Genomic DNA, 23,147 nt, shown 5'->3' on the forward strand with positions numbered 1-23,147 from the left:
CAAGTTATTCTTACGCTTATTTGATTGTTTCTTGAACTCTACCACATTTCAACATTTTATTTCCGTAATATGGATTAAAAATATCTTTTGAATTTGAATACCAATAGTCTCCTTTTCCTTCAAAAGCCATGGGGCAGTATTGCTTATAGATTTCTCCAGAGGCTAATGCATTCCTTAAAACAGGTTCCATAGCTTCTGTAAGTTTAGAAAAAGCTTCCCGCTGCTTATTTATATTACCGCTTTCTGCAATTTCATTTGCAATAGCCACTATACCCTTCTTATTGGTTGCCGTTTCCGCAAGTTCTGCTGCTTTTGCACTAGCGGCTTGGGAATTGGTATTTACAAATGCGTCTTTAATAGCTACATACAGGTCATAGAGATCAGCAGTTTTTTCATCCTTAAATTCTGCTTGCAATCCTTCATCCTCATAGCCTTTTGCTTCAGCATTTTCATCAATGTTTGGCTGGTGCATTTCATTTTGCATAGGCTTTGGGGCATCCTTTGTGTTTTGGTCATTTTTACAGGAGAATATCGCTAAACTTCCAGCAATGAGACTTAAAACTGTTATGCTTCTAATTATTTTTTTCATTTTCCGATTTTATCGCTATTAATGTTCAAAATTAGGTTTATTTGAATTTTTTTTGAAATTTTCTTATTGATGGTGATGAAATATACCAGAGTAAAAAACCGCTCAAGACCGTTATAAGGCCCATAAGAGAAAAAATACGTAGTATAAGGTTATTAAAATCGTCCCTTCCTTCGTAATCCATGGTATGGGTCATCCAAAGAAAATCGAACCAACGCCAGTCGCGATAACGTACCGTTTTAAAACTTGCATCGGTAGCACCCACATAGGCTTTTAGGTTTTTAGGTTGGGCATAATTAATAACATAAGCCGGAAAAGATCCACTACGGTATTCATGATGATCCCCGACTTTGTTGATTTTTTCTACTGAAATTATTTTAAAATCATCTTTTACATATCGTTGCGCAATATTCTTGGCATCTTCTTCTGAAATTTCATCGATAACTTTGCCATCTTGTGCGTGTACCAGTTTTTCGTTGTTTACAAAATAGTAAGGCATTCCCGAAACTTCTTTTAAACTAATACTATGAATTTTCATTTCTGGAATGAGCGTGGAAATACCGGCAAGATTTTCAAAATTTGAAGTTTCAGGAGGCAATTTTTTAAAGTGATCTCCGTGAATTTCATCGATATCGGTCCAGCTAAAATACATCCCGCTAATAGTCCACATCAAGAACTGAATGCCTATAAAGATTCCCAGATATCGATGGGCTTTACGAATTTTCATCGCTGTTTTTCTCTTCACCATTTCTAATTAACTTCCATATATTAGATTATTCTTTTTACGTTTGCAATTATGTTTACGTTTACCTACGTAATCCATTACAAATTTACTTTTAGTCATTAAAGATCACTTATAAAGTTCACTATAGGATTTACTATCCGACTCACTAATTTTTCTTACAATACTGGTTTTGTTTATTCCATTTCTATCTGAGATACCCATTGATAGTAACAATTCCTTTAAACCCTGAATGGTGTTTTTATGATAATTAGCCACTTTGTGTTTCTTATCCTCAACTACCAAAGCCTTTACCCGCTTTGAATCCATAGTGGTTATTCCGGTAGGGCAGGTATTTAAATTGCATTTTAAAGATTGGACACACCCCAGGGCAAACATCATACCCCTGGCACTGTAACAAGCATCGGCCCCAACGGCTAATGCTTTATAAATATCGAAAGAAGAAATTATTTTTCCCGCAGCTATAACCTTAATATGTTTGCGCAGATTATATTTTTTTAAAGTTATATCCACAAAGTGGAGCGCCTCAATTAAAGGTGTTCCGCCCCAATGTAATCCATCCATGCTTGCAGCCCCAGAACCACCTTCTGCTCCATCTACCGCAATAAAATCTGGAAAATTATTTTCTTTATTTTTCGAAAATATTTCAATCATCTCATCAAATTCGAGTTTTAAACCAATACAGAGTTTAATCCCTATAGGTTTTGCAGAGGAAAGATCACGTAATTCTTTGATAAATTTAAGCAACTCGTTAGGGTTACTGAAAGCACTGTGGTGCGCCGGGGAATGAATCTCTGTATGTGCTTCAATATCCCTATATTCTGAAATCTCCCTGGTATTTTTACTGGCAGGAAGTATAGCACCAAAACCTGGCTTAGCTCCTTGTGAGATTTTAATCTCGATCATTTTTACGAGATCATTCTGGGCTATTTCAGTGAACTTTTCAGCATCAAAATTCCCTTCAGCATTTCGGCATCCAAAATATCCGGTGCCAAATTGAAAGATTAGATCTGCCCCGTATTTTTGATGATAAGGTGTAAGCCCCCCTTCACCAGTGTTTTGTGCAAATCCCGCTATTTTAGCCCCTCCATTAAAAGCCAGGGTAGCATTTTTACTAATAGAGCCATAACTCATTGCCCCTAAATTCAAAATACTTGAACTGTAGGGCTTAGTACAATTTGGACCTCCAATATTAATACGAAAATTATCGCGAAATTCCTTTGAGGGAAATGTAGAATGCAAAAACCATTCACGGCCAGTACTCTCATAAGATAACTGGGTGCCAAATGGCTGATTCATGTTTGCATTTGCGGCCCGCTTATATACAATTTCCTTTTGGATCCAATTGAAGGGCATACCTTCGGCGCGGTTGAGAAACAAAGCTTCTTGCAAAACGTGACGTTGTTCTTCTAATAAATTGGTAAGCCTACCAAATAAAGGATAATTACGCTGAATATTGTCTGCTTTTTGAAAATAATCTTTAAAGCCCAATATATAAATAGGAAGCAATAAAATCGCTATCCACCATAGATGCGGCCGCCACAATATAATTAATATAAGTCCTACCGCGGATACTGAAGAACCTATTAAAAAAAAAATTCTCATAAATCCAATTTAATGCGAGTGTCCTTCGCCTTTGCTATTTCCATCTGTTTTTTCAGTTTCAAGATATTCGCCCTGAGGGCCCACTCCTTCTATATATACCAGCTGGGAACCATAATGTCCTGCTTCTGCAACAGAATATGCTGAAAAAGCAAGAATTAGGAATACAAAAATTTCAAAAACCCGGTTCTTCTTCAATAAAAATAAGCTGATCAATTTTAAGGTAGCAGCAACTGCGCTGGAATAAATGGTCCATTCGGCAAATTTATCATGCTGTTCTAATACTTTTTTGGCCATTTCAGTTAAATCCTGGGTATGGGGATGGGCATACACCCCGGCTATATAGGCACCGATAAACCCTCCGCCTACGGTTAAAAGGATTATCCAATCCAGATTCCTTTTCAGAGTAAAAATCTGAATTAGCTGCAAAAATGCCCCCAGTAAAAGCAAAACAATGGGAAAATGAACCACCAAAGGATGAAGATTTGGAAAATCATCAAGCGCCGCCTTAACTTCCCTGAAACTATCTTCTGATCCTAAAGCCGGATCCTGCCTGGTATTTTCTGTAGCTATATTTGTGGTTATAGTATCGGGGTCTAATCCCTGTTCCTGACCTAATGGAGAATGATTATGATCGTCTTGCGCCGGGAGTAATAATGGCAACATCATTAAAAAGAATATAAAGACAAAATTTTTCATAAAAATAAATGGAGTTATAAAGTTAATTACCGGAAGCATAGAATATTCTTAATCTGCCCAAAAATGCGCAAAGGAGCCACGAATCCACCAATAAATTGTAGAAAATATTCGTGGATTGGTGGCAGAGTATAATGTAAATATGTCTTAATGGTAAATTCATTAGGCCCAAACATCTTAAATTATTTAGAAGTACCCGCATTATTCTGGCGATTTAAAATGGAACTTAAATTGATAACTCGAAAAATAAATTTAAAATCCATACCGGGTATCTTAAATATCTGCCATATCGCTATATGGTTTGGAATTCTACAATGAAAAAAGAAAAAGGAGGGAAATTAAGACTTCAACTAATTATCATAAACAACGATCCCTCCATTTCCTTTAAACTTTAATCCCAGATTCTAATCATGATCCATAGACTCATTATGGTCCATTTCCATATCGTCACCTTCCATCCCTCCCTGTTCCATTTCCATATCGCCGTGGTCATCTTCGGTGGTTTCCCTACAGGAAATCATGGTAAGGTTAAAAGTTCCCACAAATAAGACTAACAGTAAAATTCTGAATTTTTTCATTGTTCAATTATTTAATTAAAGGTTCGAAATAACTTTTTGAAGTTTTACCTTGATCTCTTTAGCCACTTTGCCTAGCGCATCATCTTCCACCGCCTGCATGGAAGCAATGGGATTTACCACCGCTACTTCTATCTCTCCTGCCTCTTTTTCCTGTACAATCACATTGCAGGGCAGCATAGCCCCAATCTTGTCTTCCGTTTTTAGAGCTTTATAAGCGTAAGGCGCGTTACAGGCTCCAAGAATGCGATAGTTTCTAAAATCCACATCCAGCTTTTTCTTCAAAGTTTCAGTAACGTTGATCTCTGTTAATACCCCAAAACCTTCTTTTTCCAATTCCTCGGTAACTTTAACGATTACCTCTTCGAAATTTCCTTTAAGGCTTTTGTTAAAATAATAGTCCATGATTTTTTATTTAATGCGTTTTACAATTTTTTTGACTGCATTTAAAATTTACATCTTTTCCTGATGTGCCTTCATTTTGGCTTTCATCTTTTCCATAAGCTCAGGATTCTCATGCAAAAACTGGATCATTTTATCCATCATCTTCTCGGCCATTTCGGGATTAGATTTCATCTTGGAATGCATCTCTTCCATCATTGCTTCTTTCATAGCCGGATCTTTCATCATTTTCTCTTTCATCTTTTTCTTCATTTCTGGATTCCTGTCCAGTCTCTCCTGCATCATCTTATGCATTTTTTCTTTCATTTCAGGATCATCCATCATTTTCTCCATGTGGGATTTCATCTTTTCTTTCATCCCCGGGTTCTTTTGCATCATGGCTTTCATCTTGCCAGATTCCATCATTTGCATATGGCTTTGCATCATGAGTTTTCTTGCCCCTTCGTCTTGTTGTGCCAGATCAATAAATTCATTGAATTGGTTTGGGTTCGAAATAATTTCCTGGTAAACAGCGTTTCGATTGTCTGGAACATCCATTGCTTCAGAAGCGTTAAATGTTGATTTACAACTTATCAATGTTCCTACTGCTACTATAATCATTAAGGTTTTTACAATTGTTTTCATTTTACTTTGTTTTAGAGTTAATAAAAATTTCATCGTTCAGTTTTTTTTAATTCTCTTATCCTGTTCTTTCTACACTATTTTAAAGTTTCTCATCATGCCCATATCCTCATGCTCCAGATTATGGCAATGGTATAGAAACAATCCTTTATAGTCTTCAAATCGCATGATCAAATCCATTTGCATTCCTGGTAAAAGATAAACACTGTCCTGCCAGCCTTCGTTGATAAAACCGTCTTTGGTTGCTTCCCAAAGCTTATCATCTACCTTATCAGCGTCTCGGTTTAAGATGTTGAATTGTAATTGGTGGATATGAACAGGATGTGGCATTTGCATCATATTTCCCATGCCTCCCTGACCGCCCATCATTCCACCGTTGCCATGCATTCCTCCGCCCATCATTCCGCTGTCATCATCAGAATCTGAAGAAAACTGGCTTCCATTATTGATACGCCAGATTTCAGTAGTATCTAATTTAACGGTCTCTTCTTCAGCTACTTCGGTGCCATTATAGGTGCGACCGTTAATGGTCCATTCCATCATTCCGCCCATAGCGAAGGTGAAAGTCCTGGGATTGTCTTTATTGATGGCATCTGTGGCCGCCAATGTATTGAAAGAACTGAGCTCACCAGGTAATTGAGCATCTTTGTTTTCTGCGAAAGCCCCCACATTTATTTCCAGAATATCAAACTGAGTGTCATAAGGCAAGTGATTGCTACTGCTATTTCCCATCATCCCGCCATTCATCATGCCACCACCCATCATGTCCAGTGGGATAGGTAAATGGACCAGTTTAATACGACTATTTTCTGACTGTTGAGATAAATCCAACCATACATCTACCCGCTGAGCCGGCCCTAGCATTAAATAAGACATTCTTTTTGGCGCTTTAAGCAGACCTCCATCTACACCCAATACGGTTATCGCTTCGCCGTTATCCCATGCCAATTTATAGGCACGGGAATTGGAACCGTTTAAGAGCCTTAAACGATATTTCCCGTTTGCGCCCAGGTTCAGGGTATTATCAATTTTACCATTGATCAATATTTGCTCACCTAAAAAACCCTGCATTCGATCCATCTGACCATCGCCTAGGTATTGGAGCTGCTTATTATCATTAAAAGTCCTGTCCTGGATTACCACAGGAATATCATATTCACCCTGGGGTAAATTTAATTTTTCTTCTTCTTTATCAGATACGATAAACAATCCTGCCAGTCCCTTATATACCTGTTCCCCTGTATGTTTATGCGGATGTGGGTGGAACCAATACGTTCCAGCCCTGTTCATCACTTCAAATTCATAATAATAGGTTTCTCCTTCACTTATTACATGCTCTGGGTGGCCATCATTCTCGTGAGACACGTGCAGGCCATGCCAGTGTACAATAGATTCGGCCGGAATCTGGTTTTCATACCTCACCCTAACCTTATCCCCTTTCTTTACCCGAATAACAGGTCCTAAATAGCTACCCTCTATATTTTGTAAATTATCTTCACTACCTTTTATAATAGATGCTCTATAGGAATATGTTTTGGTACTACTGTCTGGATAGATGTTGGTCTGGGAAGGTAATGCGGTAAGTTGTAGATCTAAATCGGCAATAAAATCCTTGTTCATTTTATTTACGGTCTCAGGATGCCGGGTGGAGGTATCCGATTTACAGGAGGCAAAAAAAGGCATTACATAGAAACCTGCTGCTGCCAGGCTTGCAGTTTGTATAAAATTTCTTCTGTTTACGTTTTTTTTCATCATTATATTATTTTGAATTGCATTCGTAAAATTTCAGCACAAGGAAGGTTAAAGCCCCGCTTAAATTTTAGATACTTAGACAACTTAAAAGTCGTAGGCTGCTTAACAGCTAATCTACCGCCCCTTTTTCTGGAGGTTTTCGATTTAGAAACCATTTTTCACCTAAAAATATGAGCAACATAGAACCAAATGCTATCCAAATTAGGGTGGGATCACGTTCTATTTTAATATAAACGAAGGAACCCAGAACTACCACATCCAGAATTATTGCGCTTATTACGATCCCCGCTTTGGCCTCTATGTCCTTTCTCATTTTGGTAAGCACTCCCCAATGAATAATAATATCCATCACCAAATAATATATTGCGCCAAGGGAGGCTATCCTGGAAAGGTCGAAAAAGATAGTAAGCACAATGGCAATTACTATAATATACACCAGCATATGCTTTTGTATACTCCCTTTCATACCAAAGTGACTGTGAGGTATCAACTTCATGTCAGTTAACATAGCAGTCATTCTTGAAACTGCAAAAACACTGGCAATTACTCCAGAAATAGTGGCGATAATAGCAATAGCCACGGTAAACCATAAACCAAATTGACCAAATAATGGCCTGGAAGCTTCAGCTAGACTATAATCTTTGGCCTCAATGATTTCAGGAATACTCAAGTTGGAAATCACCCCCCACGAAACGAGTAAATAGGTTAGCCCGCAAATGAGCAATGAAATGATAATGGTCCTGCTCACGTTTTTGTGTGGTTTCACAATTTCACCACCACTATTGGTTATAGTAGTAAAACCCTTATAGGCAAGGATAGATAAAGCCAGTGCTCCAAGGTACTCCATTACTCCCCTTTCCCCGCCGGTACCTCCTGAAGGTACTAAATCTGATACTACAAAACCCGAGGCATAGATAGCTCCTCCGGCAAAGATCAATAACCCACCGGTTTTGAGGATCGCCATGGCAAGGGAGGATTTCCCTATTACCTTATTGCCCGCAATATTAATTACAAAGGCTAAAATGAGTAGGCCCACCCCTAAAACAGGAATGAGATAACTGTCTTTTGGCGCATCGAACAATTGCAACGTATAACTACCAAAGGTTCTGGCCACCAGACTTTCATTAATAATCATAGAGAACGTCATCAGCAAAGCTGCAAAAGCAGTTACAATACCTTTTCCATAAGCTTTCTCCAAATACATGGCGATACCTCCTGCAGATGGATACGCATTGGACATTTTGGTATAAGAATAAGCACTAAATCCTGATATAATTCCACCCACAATAAAAGCTATTGGAAAATACTCACCAGAAAGTTCTGCCACTTGACCAAGAAGCGCAAAGATCCCTGCACCAATCATAACATTGGTTCCCATGGATATTGCACCCACCAGGCTTAGACTGTTTTCTTTATAATTTCCCATATTGTTTAGAATCGTAATGATAATCCACCACCAGCGCCAAAACGGTTGTCATAGCTTCCCATCAAGGAAAAATTCTTGGATAAAAAATATTCAATACCTGTACTCCAGGTAACCTCTTTTTTGAAATTATCTCCTTGAGGCAGTTCATCTACCCACCCAAAATCTGCCTGGTACTCGTACACTCCGAACAATATTGTTCGCGGAAAAATACTGATCGCACGGCTCAGGCTAATTTGCGGGCGCAATTTGCTGTCCATTCGCACATCCAACGTAAATAAGTAAGGAGTGAGATATCGTACACCTGCTATTGCTGTTGTTGTTATCTCATCGAGGCTATCCTCCATTCCGTTTTCGACATTTATACCGCCAAAAACAGTCAAATAATCATAAAGGTATCTATCATAAGCAGCTTCTACCTCCATATTTTTGTTCCAACCATATTCCCCCCGGAAACTAAACTGATTTCGGATATTAGACGATATCAGGTTCAATGTGGTCATATGCGATGCCGCATCTATCATTCCATAGGAATAATACTGATCGGTCTCATCCAGAAGCTTGGAGACCGGATATTCTTCTAGCCTTGGATCCCTAGGGGTGTCATAGCTGACAATGCGTGCCATACCGCTTACTAAATGGTAAAGAATATGGCAATGGAAAAACCAATCGCCGTATTCATTGCCATAGAATTCAATGGTCACTTTTTGCATTGGCGGTACATTGACCGTGTGTTTTAGAGGGGAATATTCCCCATTTTCATTGATGACCCTAAAGAAATGGCCGTGAAGGTGCATGGGGTGGTGCATCATAGTCAGGTTGTTGAAGGTAATCCTGGTCACCTCGTCTCCCTTGATTTTTATTTTATCTGCCTCAGATAAAGGGACACCGTTCATACTCCAGATATAGCGTTGCATATTCCCGGTAAGGTTCAGTAGGATTTCGGTTACGGGCACATCGGGATCATAGCTGGTCTTCTCTGGCGCCTTCAGGTAGTCATAGTTGTATTGCGAAAACATAGCCATTCCCTGCATGCCATCTGCTTCGTCCATTACTTCCCGTCCGGCAGTCGGGTTCGTCTTGTTCATATCCTCCATTTCAGAGGCCTCATTCATTTTGGAATCCTTTTCCGTATCCATCCCGACCATATTGGAACGGTCCATCTGCATTGAATCCTTTTTCATATCCATTTGCATTCCGTCCATTTTATCCTTCTTCATTTCCATATTTTTCATATTGGACTTGTCCATATTCATCATATCCATTTCCTTCATTCCTTCCATCTGCAAATTATTGTCCATTTGCATCCCCCATTTCTCTTTCATCTCGTATCGCTCGTCTTTACCTGGTCGAAATTTTAAAGCGGGTGCGCCCATTTTCATTTTCATTTTAGCCATTTGCTGCATCATCCCGATTTTATCCGGTTTGGTAACGTCAGGGGCGGCAACGATAGGGCCTTGACCTAAGTAGGCAGTTGCGGTACCGGAGCCATCCTGTGCCATTATTTTAAATTCCAGTTTGCCATTCTCCGGTATGGTCACGATAAAATCGTAGGTTTCTGCAACGGCAATAAAAGTCTTGTTCTTCTTAACAGGAACAACATCTTTACCATCTGCAGAGACAAGCAAAGGGTCTGGGCCGCCAAAGGCCATCCAAAATGAAGTGGAGGCGGAACCATCAATAATACGCATCCTCACTTTTTCACCTGGTTTAAAATCTGGGTATTCAATTTTATCCTCGCCATTAATTAAGAAGGCAGGATAATAAATATCAGCAATATCCGCGCTTTCCATACGTTGCCTCCAAAAATCGAACTGTGCGCCCAGTGCCCCCCTGGCAATAACCTGGTTGAGCGGTGTGGCCGTTCCTTTTCTTATGTTGTACCATTCGGTGCCCCGTTTTAAAAACCGCATTACATCCCTGGGCTTTTCATTGGTCCAGTCAGACAATACCAAAACCTGCTCTTTATCATACTCCAATGTTTTTTCTTTCGGTTGTATGACGATGGGACCAAAAACACCACTCTGTTCCTGCAACATCGTATGGGAATGGTACCAATAGGTACCATTTTGCTTTATTGCAAATTCATATTTTAAGGTTTTGCCGGGTTCTATAGGTGGGGTAGAAAGGTAGGGTACACCATCATAAAAATTGGGCAGCAGCATACCGTGCCAGTGAATGGAAGACTCTACGCTCATTTCATTCTTCACATAAATTATGGCATATTCCCCTTCATTAAAATCTAATGTGGGCCCGGGGATCTGACCGTTTACGGTCATACCCATAACCGGCTTGCCAGCCTTGTTGACCTGTTCTTCCCGCAAGGTCAACGTGTATTCCCGCACAGGCAGATCGTCAACGTTTCCTTCTACGGATGCCTCTAATTCTTCCTGGCTGTAACCCGAAAAACCTAAAAATATCAGTAGGATTAGAAAGTAATTTTTCAATATCATAGTTTGTTATTTTATTTGTTTACGTTCTCTAAACGATAAATAATCTTCTTCATTTGGGCAATTTCGCGTTTCTGTGCTTCAATGATCTCCTCGGCTAGTTTCTTGGTTTCAGGATCTTTAATATCTGCCCTTTTACTGGTTAATATCGCTATAGAGTGATGAGGAATCATCGCTTTCATATATAAAAGATCCCCTATAATAGGTCGTTGTGCTCGTACTAAACCTAAAGCAGAGACAAACAGCACCAGGCTACCCACGTAAATTGCTATATTCTTCTTCTTATTTTTATACATTTTCAACATCAACGACAACATAATTACCGCCATTGCCGCTATCCCCAAACAGGTCATATAAAAACGGGTCAAGCTGAAATAAACATGATCAAATTCGTAGGTATTCAGGTACATGGTAATGTACATGGCTATAAAAGATAACCCGAGCATTAGAAAAAATCTACCGTAATTGCTACCACCAGTTTTATGGTGGTTTTTTGCTTCTGAATTCATTATTTTTTGGTTTTGGTTAGGTTGGTTTTTACTTTTTAATTGTCTTTTTTACGGAACCACAATTGGGCATTTTATCACCGAAATATGGATTGTTTATTTCTTCGATATCAGCATACCAATAGGCTCCTTTATTGTCAAAAGCCATAGGACAGAACTTTTTATAGATCGTACCACCAGATAATGCATCTTCAAACATAGGCCCAGCTTTTTCTGTAAATGCTGCGAATAATTCCCTTTGTTTTTCCAGCTCGCTGGTTTCAGATAATTGTTGTGCAATAGCTTTCAGTTCTGCTCTTTCTTCTGAAAAAGAGGCTACCATACTTTGAGACGCATCCTGTACCTGGTCTGCATCAGCATTGGTTAATGCTATTTTTATTTCCAGGTAATTATGCCAGATTTTTCCCGTCATTCCATCTATAAAATCCTGATCGGCAATATCTGCTGTTTTCTCTTCGGCTTTTTTAACCTCTTCAGGGGTGTTTATTTCAACCGATTGCTTCCCTTTGTTATCTACACAGGAAAATAGGGCAATAGCTAGTAAGAGAACAACACCAAAATTTAAAATTTTACTTTTCATTTTTTTCTGGTTTTAAATTTGATTTTTAAAATTAATGGTAAGAAAAAGGATTTATTGTCATAATTTGGTTAAACATCTATAAAATTTGGTCTAAAGAATTTCTAAAATTGTTATTAAGTTTTTTATATTGAGATAAATTCATCCCTGTTTCTGCTTTAAATTGCCTGGAAAGATAATTTACATTAGTATAATCCAATAGCTGACTAATCTGGGTAAAATTATATTGTTTGGACTGAATGAGCTCTTTTACTTTTTCAATTTTCAGCTTTATAAAATACTTTTCTACCGTTATGTTTTCGGTATAGGAAAAAATCCGGCTCAACCGCGAATAATCAGTTTCGGTTTCTTTGGATAAGTAGCTGGATAAAGTCCCGGATTTTTGCAGGGGCAGGTTTTCCAAAAGCCGTATTAGACTCAGTTTTACCTTTTCGATTAAAATTTTGTCATCGCCCTCTAATAGTTCAAAGCCGTTTTCATCCAGGACCTTTTCCAACTTTTTAGAATCACAAGCTATATTTTTGCTTTTATAAACTACCCGGCCTAATTCTACTTTTGTTACTGCCACCCCGGCTTCAAGTAACTCGTTTTTTATTACTTTAATACACCGGTTACAGACCATATTTTTAACCAAGACTTCTATAATCATAATTTTGGATAATGCTTACTGAAAGTTTATTTTTTGACCATACTTAAACCATTTATTTGAGCTACCATGCTCATTTTTTCCAAGCGGCCTGACAATATTATATTTTTTAATCTTTGTGCCTGTCAAGGAAAGAGGCTTTATAAACTAATTAAACAAAAAACACTCTTCCCTTACAGGACTTTAACATCACGCCCTCAAATGAAAAAGATTAACTAACCAATCAATGAAAAAAATTCCTTTTCTTTTTTAAGGGTATGATATTGTTCATTTTAAAAATTTTTTATAAACTATTTTTAAGCTGGGTCATATATTTTATGATTTCCTTTTTCTCCAATTCTGAAAATTTAGCATCCCAATGGATAAAAGTGTATGAATCCAAAGGCATTTCATCATCTTCAATCTGGCTTATTATTGACCTTAACTTACTGTTTTTTCTTCTTTCAGAAAGCTCGCCCCATTCATTAAAATTTAGTTCAGATTTTCCTTCCCTGATGTGGTCTTCCAGCAACCAGGCCACCGGTTGTATCTTGTTATACCAGGGATATTCGGTATTGTTGCTATGGCAATCATAACAGGAAAGCTTTAATTTATCCTGTACCTCTAGTGGGACATTGTTGACCAGCATAAAATCTGATTTTGGCACCACTTCACTTTGGTTGCGATTGGTGGGCACAAACTGGATGCCCACCAACACAACTAAAAAAACCAGTGCAATGATTTTGATTGTCTTCATTTAGTTAATTTCTCTTTGCACCTCTCCGCAATCCATCATTTTACTTCCATAATAGGGATTTTTGATTTCTTTGGTTACACTCAACCACTGTGCACCTTTGTTATTATTGTACATCGGGCAATAAGCTTGGTACAACTTTTGGCTGGTTCCGACAATGTCAATCAGGTCTATCATGTCCTTGCTCAAAATGTCGAAATGTTCCCGCTGGTGGCCTATGGGGCTTTCCGCAATGTGTTCGGCATGCTCAGTGGCGTCTTCTATGATATCTTGCAGTTCTTGTTGGTCGTTCTGTTCGTAGTTTTCCGTTTTAAAGGTCTTTAACTGTCCCACCATTTTTTCCCCGGCTTTGGCCGCGGCCTCCTGATCGTCATTTACCAAGGCATTTTTAAGCTCCAAGTATGTGGTCAGGCTGGCATCGGTTTGGGCAGCATTGCTGCTTTCCATCCTGTTTTCTTCCATCGGGACAGCGCGCTCGGTCGCCGCGTCTTCAATAGTTGTATTGCTGTTTTTCTCGTTGTTCTTGCAAGAAGTGCTTATTACGGCAAATGCCATAGCCATCACTCCCAAACTTACTTTTACTGTTTTCATTTTTCTTGTTTTTAAAAGGTTGATATTTCTGTTACTGCAATTAATTAAATTTTCCGGATGCCATAAAACACAGCCCGGAACTTAGTATTTTACTTGGTTGTTCGACCGGAAACAAAAAAAGCACTTACCGGCTTTCCTTTTCCCCAGTCCTTATTTTTATACGCTGTTCCACGTCGCTTACATAGATGAGCCCGTCCCCGCTTTTGCCAGTACGGGCACTTACTTTTATAATATTTACAATTTTATCTACATCCTCTTTTTCGCACACTATCTCCATTTTAATGACTTTGCTGTGCATAAATGGAAAATCCAGGCTGGGGGAAGCGGTTTTGGAATCAGTGTAATCTCCAACCCCCTCGCCTTGAAATACGGTAAAACAACAAAAGTTTTCTTCCCGCAGATTCATGGTCACTTCACTAAGTCTTTCGGGTCTGATAAAGGCTTTGATCTCATTCATATCTTCTAAATTTAAGTTGAAATAAGTTTTGTTATGCTTAGCTCTTTTTTGTGTAAGCTGTGTAATTCGCTTCTGAATTAAAATAGCCAACCCGGCCATTCGCGTCAAGCAGTACAATAAAGGCTTCGGTTTTATCCACTCTTTCCCCTGTTTGGGGATCGGTGGCCATCCTTGCAGATTCTTCGTTGTTCAAGGTGCCCACGCACATCTCGCAGCAACCATAATAGGTTTTCCCGTTTACCGGAACCGGGATTTGCGGTTTGGCCATATAGGCATCGTTTACCATACATACCAGGTCATTAGGCAACTTGTCTCCTATCTGAAAATCTAAAGAAAAGGTTTGTTTATTGGCGGTACTTGTACTAATTTCTGTAGCCAGTTTGTCTTGCTTTTTTTGTTTTTGCTGCTCCCCAGAGGAGTTACAAGCACCAAAAACCACGGCCAGAAGAAATACCGCTGTTAGAACTTTGAATGTATTTTTCATTTCAATCTAATTTTGTGCCTGCAAAATGGATAGATCTATAAAAAAGAGTCTATCCATACCTTGCAGGACTTTATTAATTGATAGTTTCTTTTACACTACCACATTTCAGCATTTTTTGGCCCATATATGGGTTCTTGATCGCCTTTTCATTGGAAAGCCAATAGCCGCCTTTATTAGAGTTTGCCATAGGGCAATATTCCAGGTAAATTTCACCTTTGGCAAGCTTCCCATTTTTAACCAGTTTCAACATTGCATCGCTAAGAGCATTAAAATTGTCACGTTGGTCTTCCAGAGAAGTGGCACCGGCCATTTGCGAAGCTTCTTTGCGAGCCGTCTCAGCATTTTCCACTTTTGCCAAAGTTTTCTCGAGTTTCATCGAATGCTTGGCGGCCTTTGCATCATTTGAAGCCACTAAAGCGTCCTTTACCAATAGGTAATGTTCATAAGCAGCGCCCAGATCTTTGTCTTTGAACTTAGGCGACATTTGCATTTCTTCACCATGACCAGCCATATTGTCGTGGTCGTGTTGTGCATAAACTCCCATGCTTAACAAAGTTAGAAGGAGCATCATCATTGTTCTTTTCATCTTAATAGGTTTTAAAGGTTATAAAAATTTGTTCTTCCCTGCTTTAGTTTATAGTTTCCACGATTTCGCCGCAGGTTAACATTGCGCTACCGTAATAAGGGTTTTTGATCTCTTCTGAACGGCTGAGCCAGTAGGCTCCCGCATTGTCATCTGCCATAGGGCAAAATTGCTTATAAACGGTCTGTCCCACTCCAAAAAGTTGCATCGCTTTGCTCAAATGGGCAGACAGGTGTTTAAAATGATCCCGCTGAGTAGAAATATCTTCACTCTCCGTTATTTTTTCCGCAGCACCAATTACTTCTTTTGAAATCAGCATCCAGTGGTCGTGAGCTTCACGATCCTCTAAAAGACTCATATCTATCTTGTTCATTGCTTCCAGTACTTTCGTTGCAGTTGCTTGGGCGGTTTTGGCCTCATCTTCCACCAGGGCGTTTTTCAACTTCAAATATTGATCAAAAACGCCATTTAGCTGGTTGGTGAACTCTTCAGGTACCACGATGCGTTCCTGCATTTCGGTATGGTCAACGTTGCCGGTTCCTGCCGTTTCCATATTGGCATTACCCTCGCTACCTGCCATGTCCATACCGGCGTGGCCCTCGTGACCGGTAGATGTCTTGCCTCCGTCCTTGTTCATCATAGACTTTTTGCCCTGGAGTTGTGCGGCAGCATCTACGGTAAAGGCACCGTTTACCACAATGCGCTCTCCGGTACTCAAGCCATCTGTAACCGCATAATTACCACCCGCGGCGGCCCCCAGGCTCACTTCCCTCATTTCAAAGACAGGCCTGTCCGGATTGGGTTGTACGTAAACCAGCGAACGTTCCCCGGTCCACATCACTGCCGATTTTGGCACTGTAATAAGCTGGGGTTCTGTATTATCTGTATTTTCTTTATGAGCCGGTGCCACTCTCCCACGTACGAACATCCCGGGCTTTAAGCGGCCTTCATTATTTGGCAGGACTGCACGCACAGTTATCGTACGTGTTGCGGTATTAAGCAGTGGTTCAATGAAAGTAATGGGCACTTCATACTCTTTGCCGGGACGTGCATTTACTGTAATCTTTAGTTGTTGACCTTCCTCTAGTTGGGCGATCTGGTTTTCGTAAGCATCAAATTGCGCCCATACGCTACTTAAATTGGCTATCTCGAAAAGGGGTTGCCCTTGTTTAACGTAATCGCCTTCTTCCACCAGTTTTTCAGTCACCGTACCTGAAACCGTGGCGTAAATAGGAAAATATTCTTTTACCTCCCCCGAAACTTCAATTTCCTGAATTTGCTTATCGCTGAGTTTCCATAATTTCAATTTTCGGCGTACAGATTCGTATAACCGGGACTGAGAGTCCTTCATCCCCGCAGCGGTAAGCAATTCCTGCTGGGCAGAGACCAGCTCTGGGGAATAAATAGTGGCCAACACCTGCCCGCGGCGTACTTCCTCCCCGGTGTAATTTATATAAAGTTTTTCTATCCTGCCGCCAAAATAAGAAGCCTGCACACTTTTCACCTCTTCGTTCTCCACGATCTTCCCGGAGAGCACCAGGTCGTGATCCCCTAAGAGGCTATCGCCGATCTCCACGGTGTGGATATTGGCCAGAGCCAGGGCGGTTTCAGACATTTCTATTTGTTGCGGCCCAACCTCGCCGCCGCCACTCTCGGCAGGGATAAGGTCCATCCCGCAAATGGGGCAATCACCCGGCTCGGGCTGCATAATTTGCGGGTGCATAGAGCAGGTCCACAGCTGGTTTTCCTCCTCGTGATTATGTTCTTCTGTAGTGGCTGTTTCGACGTTATTTTCAGACGAATTGCCACCAAAAAACAGATAGCCCAGAAGCAGTCCTCCTAACAGTAACCCGGTGTAAATGATATATTTCTTCATCGTTTTTGTTTTAATTTATTCTGAATTATTCACTTAAATAATTAATGTTCGCACTGGCTTGGTAATAGTTTTTTACCGCTTCTATCAGGTTCAGCTCAAAATTTAGCTGTAACTCCTGTACGTCCAGCACATCATTGAAATCTATGGTACCGGTTTCGTAATTCCGCCTGAGGATTTCTTCGGCATCATTGGCTTGCTCGATGTTGAGCAACTGGGTACGGTAGCTTATGCGTGCCTCTGCCCTATTGCTCACCGCGGCTTCCAGGCGCGACACCAATTCGTTGTGCCGGTTCTCCCGTTGTGCATTTAGCTCACGTTGCTTCAGTTCATTTTGCCGCGTAACCGATTTGTATTTATTACCGAAAATTGGAACCGTTATAGAGACCATCGGCATCAGGATGTCCTTTCCGCTATCCGGGGCTTGCATCGCAGTGGCTTCCCCCACCGCAACGTAATCCAGGCCAAATCCCAGATCGGGCAGGGCTTCCTTTCGGTTCATTTTTTCTGCTTCCCCTACCGATTCATACAGCTTGTCAAAACGCAACAACTCCGGGTGCACCTGTGGAACTTCTGGCAACTGTACCGGGTCTTCCTGTGGCACCGCCAGAGAATCGTAAACTTCTACCGCGGCACCGGGCCTGGTATTGAGCAAGGCATTGAAAGTAGCTTGTTCGGCTTTAAATTCTTCATCGAAGTTTTCCAAACGTTCCCGTAGCTGGTTTTGCCGCATTTGCAGGCGAAGCACATCTACGGACGAGGCTTGGTTTACCTCCAGGGAAGTAAGCGCAAGCTCCTCATAGGCTTCCAGCAGGTCTATGTTTTGTTCCAATACGCGTTGCTTTGCCCTAATGGCATAAAGCCTGTAATAATTTTCGGCCACATTTAGCAGCAGTTGCCTCTGGGCCGTGGCGATTTCCACATATTGGGCATCGGCAAGGCTTGATGCATAATTCTCCCTTGCCGTGATAGTCCCAAACCACGGAATCATTTGTTGCACCGATAGTTTGTACTGCTGTGGGCCCGTTCGGGTCTCTGGTTCGCTGGCAAAATAGCCTACGCTGAACTGGGTTTCCGGGAGTACCCCAACTTCTTCAATCCTCTCCCGGGCCGTTTCATAACGCAGTTCAAACGCCTGTATCTTCGGGTTATTTTCCAAAGCCTGGGTAAGGTAAGGCTGGAGCTGCTGGGCTGTTCCTGTAAGAAAAAAGAAAAGAGAGACAATCACCGCTAGCATTCCGCTTCTTCTATTCAATTTTATTATTAAAATATCTTTTGATTTCATAGTAAAAGGCTTTCTTCTATTTTCTATTTTCAATTCTCTTGTCATTATTCGCCGTCTCCAGGGTTTTTATGCCGGCTTCTTTTCTCCAACTAAATAACACCGGCACTACAAACAATGTGATTAATGCTATAGACATACCTCCAACCGCGGGGATGGCCATAGGGATCATAATATCGCTGCCACGCCCCGAAGACGTCAGTACGGGCAGGAGTGCCAGGATTGTTGTAGCCGTGGTCATCAAGGCGGGGCGAACACGCTTGGACCCTGCTTCCACCACCGATTTACGGATTTCCTTTCGGCTCTTGGGCTCGTTCCGGTCAAAAGTTTGGGTAAGGTAGGTACCCATTACCACGCCATCATCAGTAGCGATACCAAAGAGGGCGATAAAGCCTACCCATACCGCCACACTCAGGTTTATGGTTTTTATCTGAAACATATGCCGAAGGTTTTCGCCAAAAAAGTCGAAATTCAGGAACCAACCCTGGCCATAGAGCCAAATAAGGATAAACCCGCCAGAAAAAGCCACGAGGATCCCACTAAAGATCATAAGCGAGGTAGAAACTTTTTGAAACTGAAAGTACAGGATCAAAAAGATAATCATCAGTGCCAGTGGCACCACAACACTCAGCGTTTTTTCAGCGCGAATCTGGTTTTCGTAAGTCCCCGTGAATTTATAGCTGAGACCTTTGGGCACCCTGAGCTCCCCGTTATCGATTTTATCCTGAATAAGGGCCTGGGCATTTTCTACTACATCCACTTCAGCAAAACCATCCTGTTTATCAAAAAGCACATAGCCAATAAGGAAGGTATCTTCACTTTTTATAATCTGCGGCCCCTGCTCGTAACGGATATCTACCAACTCATCTAACGGCACGGGCGAGCCGCCCTCAACCGGAACATAGATATTGCCCATATCTTCCGGGCTGTCCCGCAATTCCCTTGGGTAGCGCACGCGTACACCGTAGCGTTCGCGTCCTTCAACCGTTTGACTTAGGCGTTTTCCTCCCACAGCAACCTCCAAAAGTTGCTGAACTTCTTCTATGCTAATACCATAACGAGCCAAACGTTCACGCTTGATATCAAGAAGCAGGTAAGGTTTTCCAACAATACGGTCGGCAAAAACGGCTTCGTCTTTTACACCTTCCACTTGCTTTAACAGGTCTTCCAGTTGGAGTCCAAAATCTTCTATTTGTCGAAGGTTTTGCCCCTGCACTTTGATTCCCATAGGTGCGCGCATCCCCGTTTGAAGCATTACCAGCCGTGTCTCGATGGGCTGGAGCTTGGGCGCCGAGGTTACCCCCGGCAGCTTGGTGGCGGCGGTGATCTCGTTCCAGATATCATCTGGCGACTCTATTTCGGGGCGCCAGTTACGGTAATATTCCCCGTCATCATCTGGAATGAGCTGTTTGTTTTTTACGCGGTGGAATTCCACGATTTCGCTGTCATTATAACTGCCAGCTGCATCTTCGTCCACCTCTAAACTTGGGTTTATTGCCAATTTGCCATTTTTTAACATAAATAAACCGTCTTCATTTACCTGGTAGCGCTGGCGTTCGCCGTGTTCATTCAGCATATATTCAGGTTTGTATTGGATTGTATTTTCATACATGGATATAGGTGCAGGGTCCAGGGCCGACTCTGTACGACCTGCCTTGCCCACTACCGTCTCAATTTCCGGGATAGCGGCCACGGCCATATCCAGCTGCTGCAAGACCCGCTTGTTCTCCTCTACACCTGCATGGGGCAGCGAAGTGGGCATCAACAAGAAGGAGCCTTCATTGAGTGAGGGCATAAATTCCTGCCCAATGTTGCGCATAATCATAAAACCGAGAATAACCAAAACGGTGGGCACCGACAAGAACAACAACTTATTGCGCAAGGCCCAATTGAGGATGCGGGTATAAAATTTTTGGAACAGGGCAAAAACACCCAGCAAACCAAAGGATATAATCCCTACCACAATAAAATTCCAGAAAACACTTTTTTCCAGACCCAACGGACGCCAATACTCGGCTAAAAGTAGCACTATGGCGAAAGCCGAAATAGCTATATTGATAACATTTGATCTTTTGGAACTAATTTTCTTTTTAAGAAGCAGTATTCCGGTTACGCCAAAAGCAATTAGGACAATACCGATGAAATATCCAAAAACAATAGCGGTAAGCCCTGCAATTATCAGAATCCCCTGTATTACCCAGCCCGCGGAAGTACGCCGGGTCCGTTTCTTAAAGAAAGATGCGGCAAATGGCGGAATAAGGAAAAGCGCAACCACTAGGGAAGCCACCAGTGCCATGGTCTTGGTAAATGCCAGTGGGCGGAACAGTTTCCCCTCTGCCCCCACCATAGTAAAGACGGGAAGGAAACTGATAATGGTGGTAAGCACGGCCGTCATAATTGCCCCGGAAACCTCGGCAGTGGCATTGTACACGATTTCATTCGTGGTCAAATATTTCCGTTCTTTGTCCTGATCGAGATGCCGGATGATATTTTCAGATAAGATCACGCCCACATCCACCATGGTCCCAATAGCAATGGCAATACCGGAAAGGGCCACGATATTGGCATCGACATTAAAGAACTTCATCGAGATAAAGACCATTAAAACCGCTACTGGCAATAAACCGGAAATGAGGATGGAGGCCCGTAGGTTAAAAACCATAACGATAATTACGAGTACCGTAATCAGGATTTCCAATGTAAGGGCTTCATTAAGCGTGCCCAGGGTTTCCTGAATCAGTTGCGTACGATCGTAAAATGGAACAATAGTTACCTGCGACTCGCGACCATCTTCCAGCACCTTGGTGGGCAGGCCGGGGCTAAGTTCATTTATTTTATCCTTTACATTATTGATTACTTCCAGCGGATTTGCGCCATAACGAGCCACAACCACTCCGCCAACCACCTCGGCACCTTCTTTGTCCAGGATACCACGGCGGGTTTCCGGACCCAGGTTTACTTTGGCAATGTCGCTTATTTTGATACTGGTAAATTCTTCTGAAGTTACCACGGCATTTTCAATATCTTCTATTTCCTGAACGTAGCCCAGCCCACGTACCAAATATTCGGCCTGATTTATTTCCAAGGTTTGTGCACCAATATCACGGTTGGTTTCCTTTACGGCCTTTACCACCTGTGCCAGGGAAATATCGTATTGACGCATCAGTTCGGGATCCACATCTACCTGATATTCCTGCACATAGCCACCTATGGATGCAACTTCGGAAACCCCGCTGGCACCGGAAAGTCCATATTTCACATAATAATCCTGAATGCTTCGCAGTTCGTGCAAATCCCAGCCCCCGGTAACATTGCCATCTTTGTCACGTCCTTCTAAGGTGTACCAAAAAACCTGGCCCAGCCCGGTAGCATCGGGACCCAGGGCAGGGTTTACACCTTCGGGAAGCAGGTTTGCCGGCAGGGAATTGAGTTTTTCCAAAATCCGGCTACGGCTCCAGTAGAACTCAATATCCTCTTCAAAAATGATATAAATACTGGAAAACCCAAACATAGAGGAACTCCGGATGGTTTTCACACCGGGAATTCCCAGGAGCGAAGTAGTAAGGGGATAGGTAATCTGGTCTTCTATATCCTGGGGGGATTTCCCCTCCCATTTGGTAAAGACAATTTGTTGATTCTCGCCAATATCGGGGATGGCATCTACCGCCACGGGATCGCGCGGAATTAAACCGGTTTCCCAATTAAAAGGGGCATTTACCACGCCCCAGCCTACAAAAAGGACTAGGAGGATAATTGCTACTAGTTTGTTTTCTATAAGAAATTTTATGCCTTTATTTAGCATCTTTATTGATAATTAAACAGTTATACATTGAATAACTTTCTGATAATATCAGAAAATTAAACACAACAAAGTAAGCCCAAGATGGAAGTAACCATAGAGCAAATCTTTCCGATAATTATCGGAAACTGTTTAAAATCAAATTAAATAAGTTTCGTGTAGTTTTTGTACGTTCCTTACAAGATAAGGAGGTGTATAATCTCTAAATGGAACAATGTTCTTATCCAGTCCATCAAAAAGATTAATATAAGTATAAAAGAAAGTAGCAACAAAGGCTTGATGCTCAAAGCTTAAATTGGTGTAAGATGTTTTTAAATCATCTTGACCGTCATTCACTATTTGTGCATCTGAACAGCAAGATTTTTCCGAAAAACCTGCTTCACAACTTTTTTGGGATGATTGATTTTCCATACCACAGGTTTGAGCATTATGAAATAAAGCAAAATCAACCAATGAATCTCCACAATAATGCATATTTACAGTAAACGACATAGTGGTAACAAATACCAAACTCGCCAAGGCTACAGATAATATTTTATGGAAAAACGATTTCATAAGATTGCAAATATATATAAAACAACGAAATATAAAAACATTAATAATTCTTTTCGTTATGTTAAACTTTTACTTCCTATACTATTTTCGACAAAAATAAAAGAATCAAACTTCTAAAAATATGATAAATATCATATTTTTATTTTCTTTTTTGCAGTATGTTCGGCAAAAATAAGTCCTAAAAAATTCATTATTAAAAATTAGTTAACATT

The 23,147-nt window shown here is 41.1% G+C and carries 22 protein-coding genes; all 22 read right to left on the minus strand.

Going from position 1 to position 23,147, the window contains the following annotated elements:
* Positions 1 to 16: 16 nt before the first annotated feature.
* The 22 genes from B4F31_RS17090 to B4F31_RS17195 all read right to left on the minus strand — a co-directional run bounded on the left by B4F31_RS17090 (position 17) and on the right by B4F31_RS17195 (position 22,935).
* Positions 17 to 589 carry a DUF3347 domain-containing protein gene (locus B4F31_RS17090; RefSeq protein ID WP_051931246.1) on the minus strand — a complete coding sequence of 191 codons (573 nt, stop codon included), beginning with the start codon at positions 587 to 589 and terminating at the stop codon, positions 17 to 19.
* A gap of 37 nt (positions 590 to 626) precedes the next feature.
* Positions 627 to 1,334, minus strand: a complete 708-nt coding sequence (locus tag B4F31_RS17095) for a PepSY domain-containing protein (protein WP_057481174.1) — start codon at positions 1,332 to 1,334, stop codon at positions 627 to 629.
* Between the two features lie 102 nt (positions 1,335 to 1,436).
* Positions 1,437 to 2,933, minus strand: coding sequence for an FMN-binding glutamate synthase family protein (locus B4F31_RS17100; protein ID WP_037314417.1), 1,497 nt, complete (start codon positions 2,931 to 2,933; stop codon positions 1,437 to 1,439).
* A 9-nt stretch (positions 2,934 to 2,942) separates the two neighbouring features.
* On the minus strand, positions 2,943 to 3,629 hold the full coding sequence (locus tag B4F31_RS17105; protein ID WP_075327981.1) for a DUF2231 domain-containing protein: 687 nt from the start codon (positions 3,627 to 3,629) through the stop codon (positions 2,943 to 2,945).
* A 401-nt stretch (positions 3,630 to 4,030) separates the two neighbouring features.
* Entirely contained in the window at positions 4,031 to 4,204 is a 174-nt protein-coding gene (locus tag B4F31_RS17110; protein WP_156101175.1) for a hypothetical protein, read from the minus strand.
* A 15-nt stretch (positions 4,205 to 4,219) separates the two neighbouring features.
* Positions 4,220 to 4,606, minus strand: coding sequence for a DUF302 domain-containing protein (locus B4F31_RS17115; protein ID WP_037314420.1), 387 nt, complete (start codon positions 4,604 to 4,606; stop codon positions 4,220 to 4,222).
* A 48-nt stretch (positions 4,607 to 4,654) separates the two neighbouring features.
* Positions 4,655 to 5,227 (minus strand): serine O-acetyltransferase, encoded by a 573-nt coding sequence (locus tag B4F31_RS17120; RefSeq protein ID WP_075327058.1) that lies wholly within the window; start codon positions 5,225 to 5,227, stop codon positions 4,655 to 4,657.
* A gap of 69 nt (positions 5,228 to 5,296) precedes the next feature.
* A complete protein-coding gene (locus B4F31_RS17125) occupies positions 5,297 to 6,979 on the minus strand; it encodes a multicopper oxidase family protein (RefSeq protein ID WP_208225782.1) in 1,683 nt (560 codons plus the stop codon).
* Between the two features lie 106 nt (positions 6,980 to 7,085).
* Entirely contained in the window at positions 7,086 to 8,402 is a 1,317-nt protein-coding gene (locus tag B4F31_RS17130; protein ID WP_208225783.1) for an APC family permease, read from the minus strand.
* A 5-nt stretch (positions 8,403 to 8,407) separates the two neighbouring features.
* Positions 8,408 to 10,852 carry a multicopper oxidase domain-containing protein gene (locus B4F31_RS17135; protein ID WP_208225784.1) on the minus strand — a complete coding sequence of 815 codons (2,445 nt, stop codon included), beginning with the start codon at positions 10,850 to 10,852 and terminating at the stop codon, positions 8,408 to 8,410.
* Between the two features lie 11 nt (positions 10,853 to 10,863).
* Positions 10,864 to 11,358 carry a DUF305 domain-containing protein gene (locus tag B4F31_RS17140; protein WP_208225785.1) on the minus strand — a complete coding sequence of 165 codons (495 nt, stop codon included), beginning with the start codon at positions 11,356 to 11,358 and terminating at the stop codon, positions 10,864 to 10,866.
* A 28-nt stretch (positions 11,359 to 11,386) separates the two neighbouring features.
* Positions 11,387 to 11,935: a DUF3347 domain-containing protein gene (locus B4F31_RS17145; RefSeq protein WP_093302939.1), complete on the minus strand. Its 549-nt coding sequence runs from the start codon at positions 11,933 to 11,935 to the stop codon at positions 11,387 to 11,389.
* A gap of 76 nt (positions 11,936 to 12,011) precedes the next feature.
* The gene (locus B4F31_RS17150; RefSeq protein WP_208225786.1) at positions 12,012 to 12,581 is read right to left on the minus strand and encodes a helix-turn-helix domain-containing protein; all 570 of its coding nucleotides are present in this window, start codon (positions 12,579 to 12,581) and stop codon (positions 12,012 to 12,014) included.
* Positions 12,582 to 12,861: 280 nt separating this feature from the next.
* On the minus strand, positions 12,862 to 13,314 hold the full coding sequence (locus B4F31_RS17155; protein WP_208225787.1) for a heme-binding domain-containing protein: 453 nt from the start codon (positions 13,312 to 13,314) through the stop codon (positions 12,862 to 12,864).
* Positions 13,315 to 13,902: a DUF3347 domain-containing protein gene (locus tag B4F31_RS17160; protein ID WP_034894378.1), complete on the minus strand. Its 588-nt coding sequence runs from the start codon at positions 13,900 to 13,902 to the stop codon at positions 13,315 to 13,317. It abuts the gene before it with no gap.
* A 124-nt stretch (positions 13,903 to 14,026) separates the two neighbouring features.
* Positions 14,027 to 14,359, minus strand: coding sequence for a P-II family nitrogen regulator (locus tag B4F31_RS17165; RefSeq protein WP_208225788.1), 333 nt, complete (start codon positions 14,357 to 14,359; stop codon positions 14,027 to 14,029).
* Between the two features lie 37 nt (positions 14,360 to 14,396).
* Positions 14,397 to 14,843, minus strand: a complete 447-nt coding sequence (locus tag B4F31_RS17170) for a hypothetical protein (protein ID WP_037314436.1) — start codon at positions 14,841 to 14,843, stop codon at positions 14,397 to 14,399.
* Between the two features lie 73 nt (positions 14,844 to 14,916).
* Positions 14,917 to 15,429: a DUF3347 domain-containing protein gene (locus B4F31_RS17175; RefSeq protein ID WP_034892138.1), complete on the minus strand. Its 513-nt coding sequence runs from the start codon at positions 15,427 to 15,429 to the stop codon at positions 14,917 to 14,919.
* 43 nt (positions 15,430 to 15,472) lie between these two features.
* Positions 15,473 to 17,302 (minus strand): efflux RND transporter periplasmic adaptor subunit, encoded by a 1,830-nt coding sequence (locus tag B4F31_RS17180; RefSeq protein ID WP_286761823.1) that lies wholly within the window; start codon positions 17,300 to 17,302, stop codon positions 15,473 to 15,475.
* A 25-nt stretch (positions 17,303 to 17,327) separates the two neighbouring features.
* Positions 17,328 to 18,584, minus strand: a complete 1,257-nt coding sequence (locus tag B4F31_RS17185; RefSeq protein ID WP_414706142.1) for a TolC family protein — start codon at positions 18,582 to 18,584, stop codon at positions 17,328 to 17,330.
* 16 nt (positions 18,585 to 18,600) lie between these two features.
* Positions 18,601 to 22,383 (minus strand): efflux RND transporter permease subunit, encoded by a 3,783-nt coding sequence (locus tag B4F31_RS17190; protein WP_093302934.1) that lies wholly within the window; start codon positions 22,381 to 22,383, stop codon positions 18,601 to 18,603.
* A 135-nt stretch (positions 22,384 to 22,518) separates the two neighbouring features.
* Positions 22,519 to 22,935 (minus strand): HYC_CC_PP family protein, encoded by a 417-nt coding sequence (locus B4F31_RS17195; RefSeq protein ID WP_057481156.1) that lies wholly within the window; start codon positions 22,933 to 22,935, stop codon positions 22,519 to 22,521.
* Between the last annotated feature and the right edge of the window lie 212 nt (positions 22,936 to 23,147).

The organism is Salegentibacter sp. UBA1130 (genome assembly GCF_002311535.1).
Taxonomy (GTDB): Bacteria; Bacteroidota; Bacteroidia; order Flavobacteriales; family Flavobacteriaceae; genus Salegentibacter; species Salegentibacter agarivorans.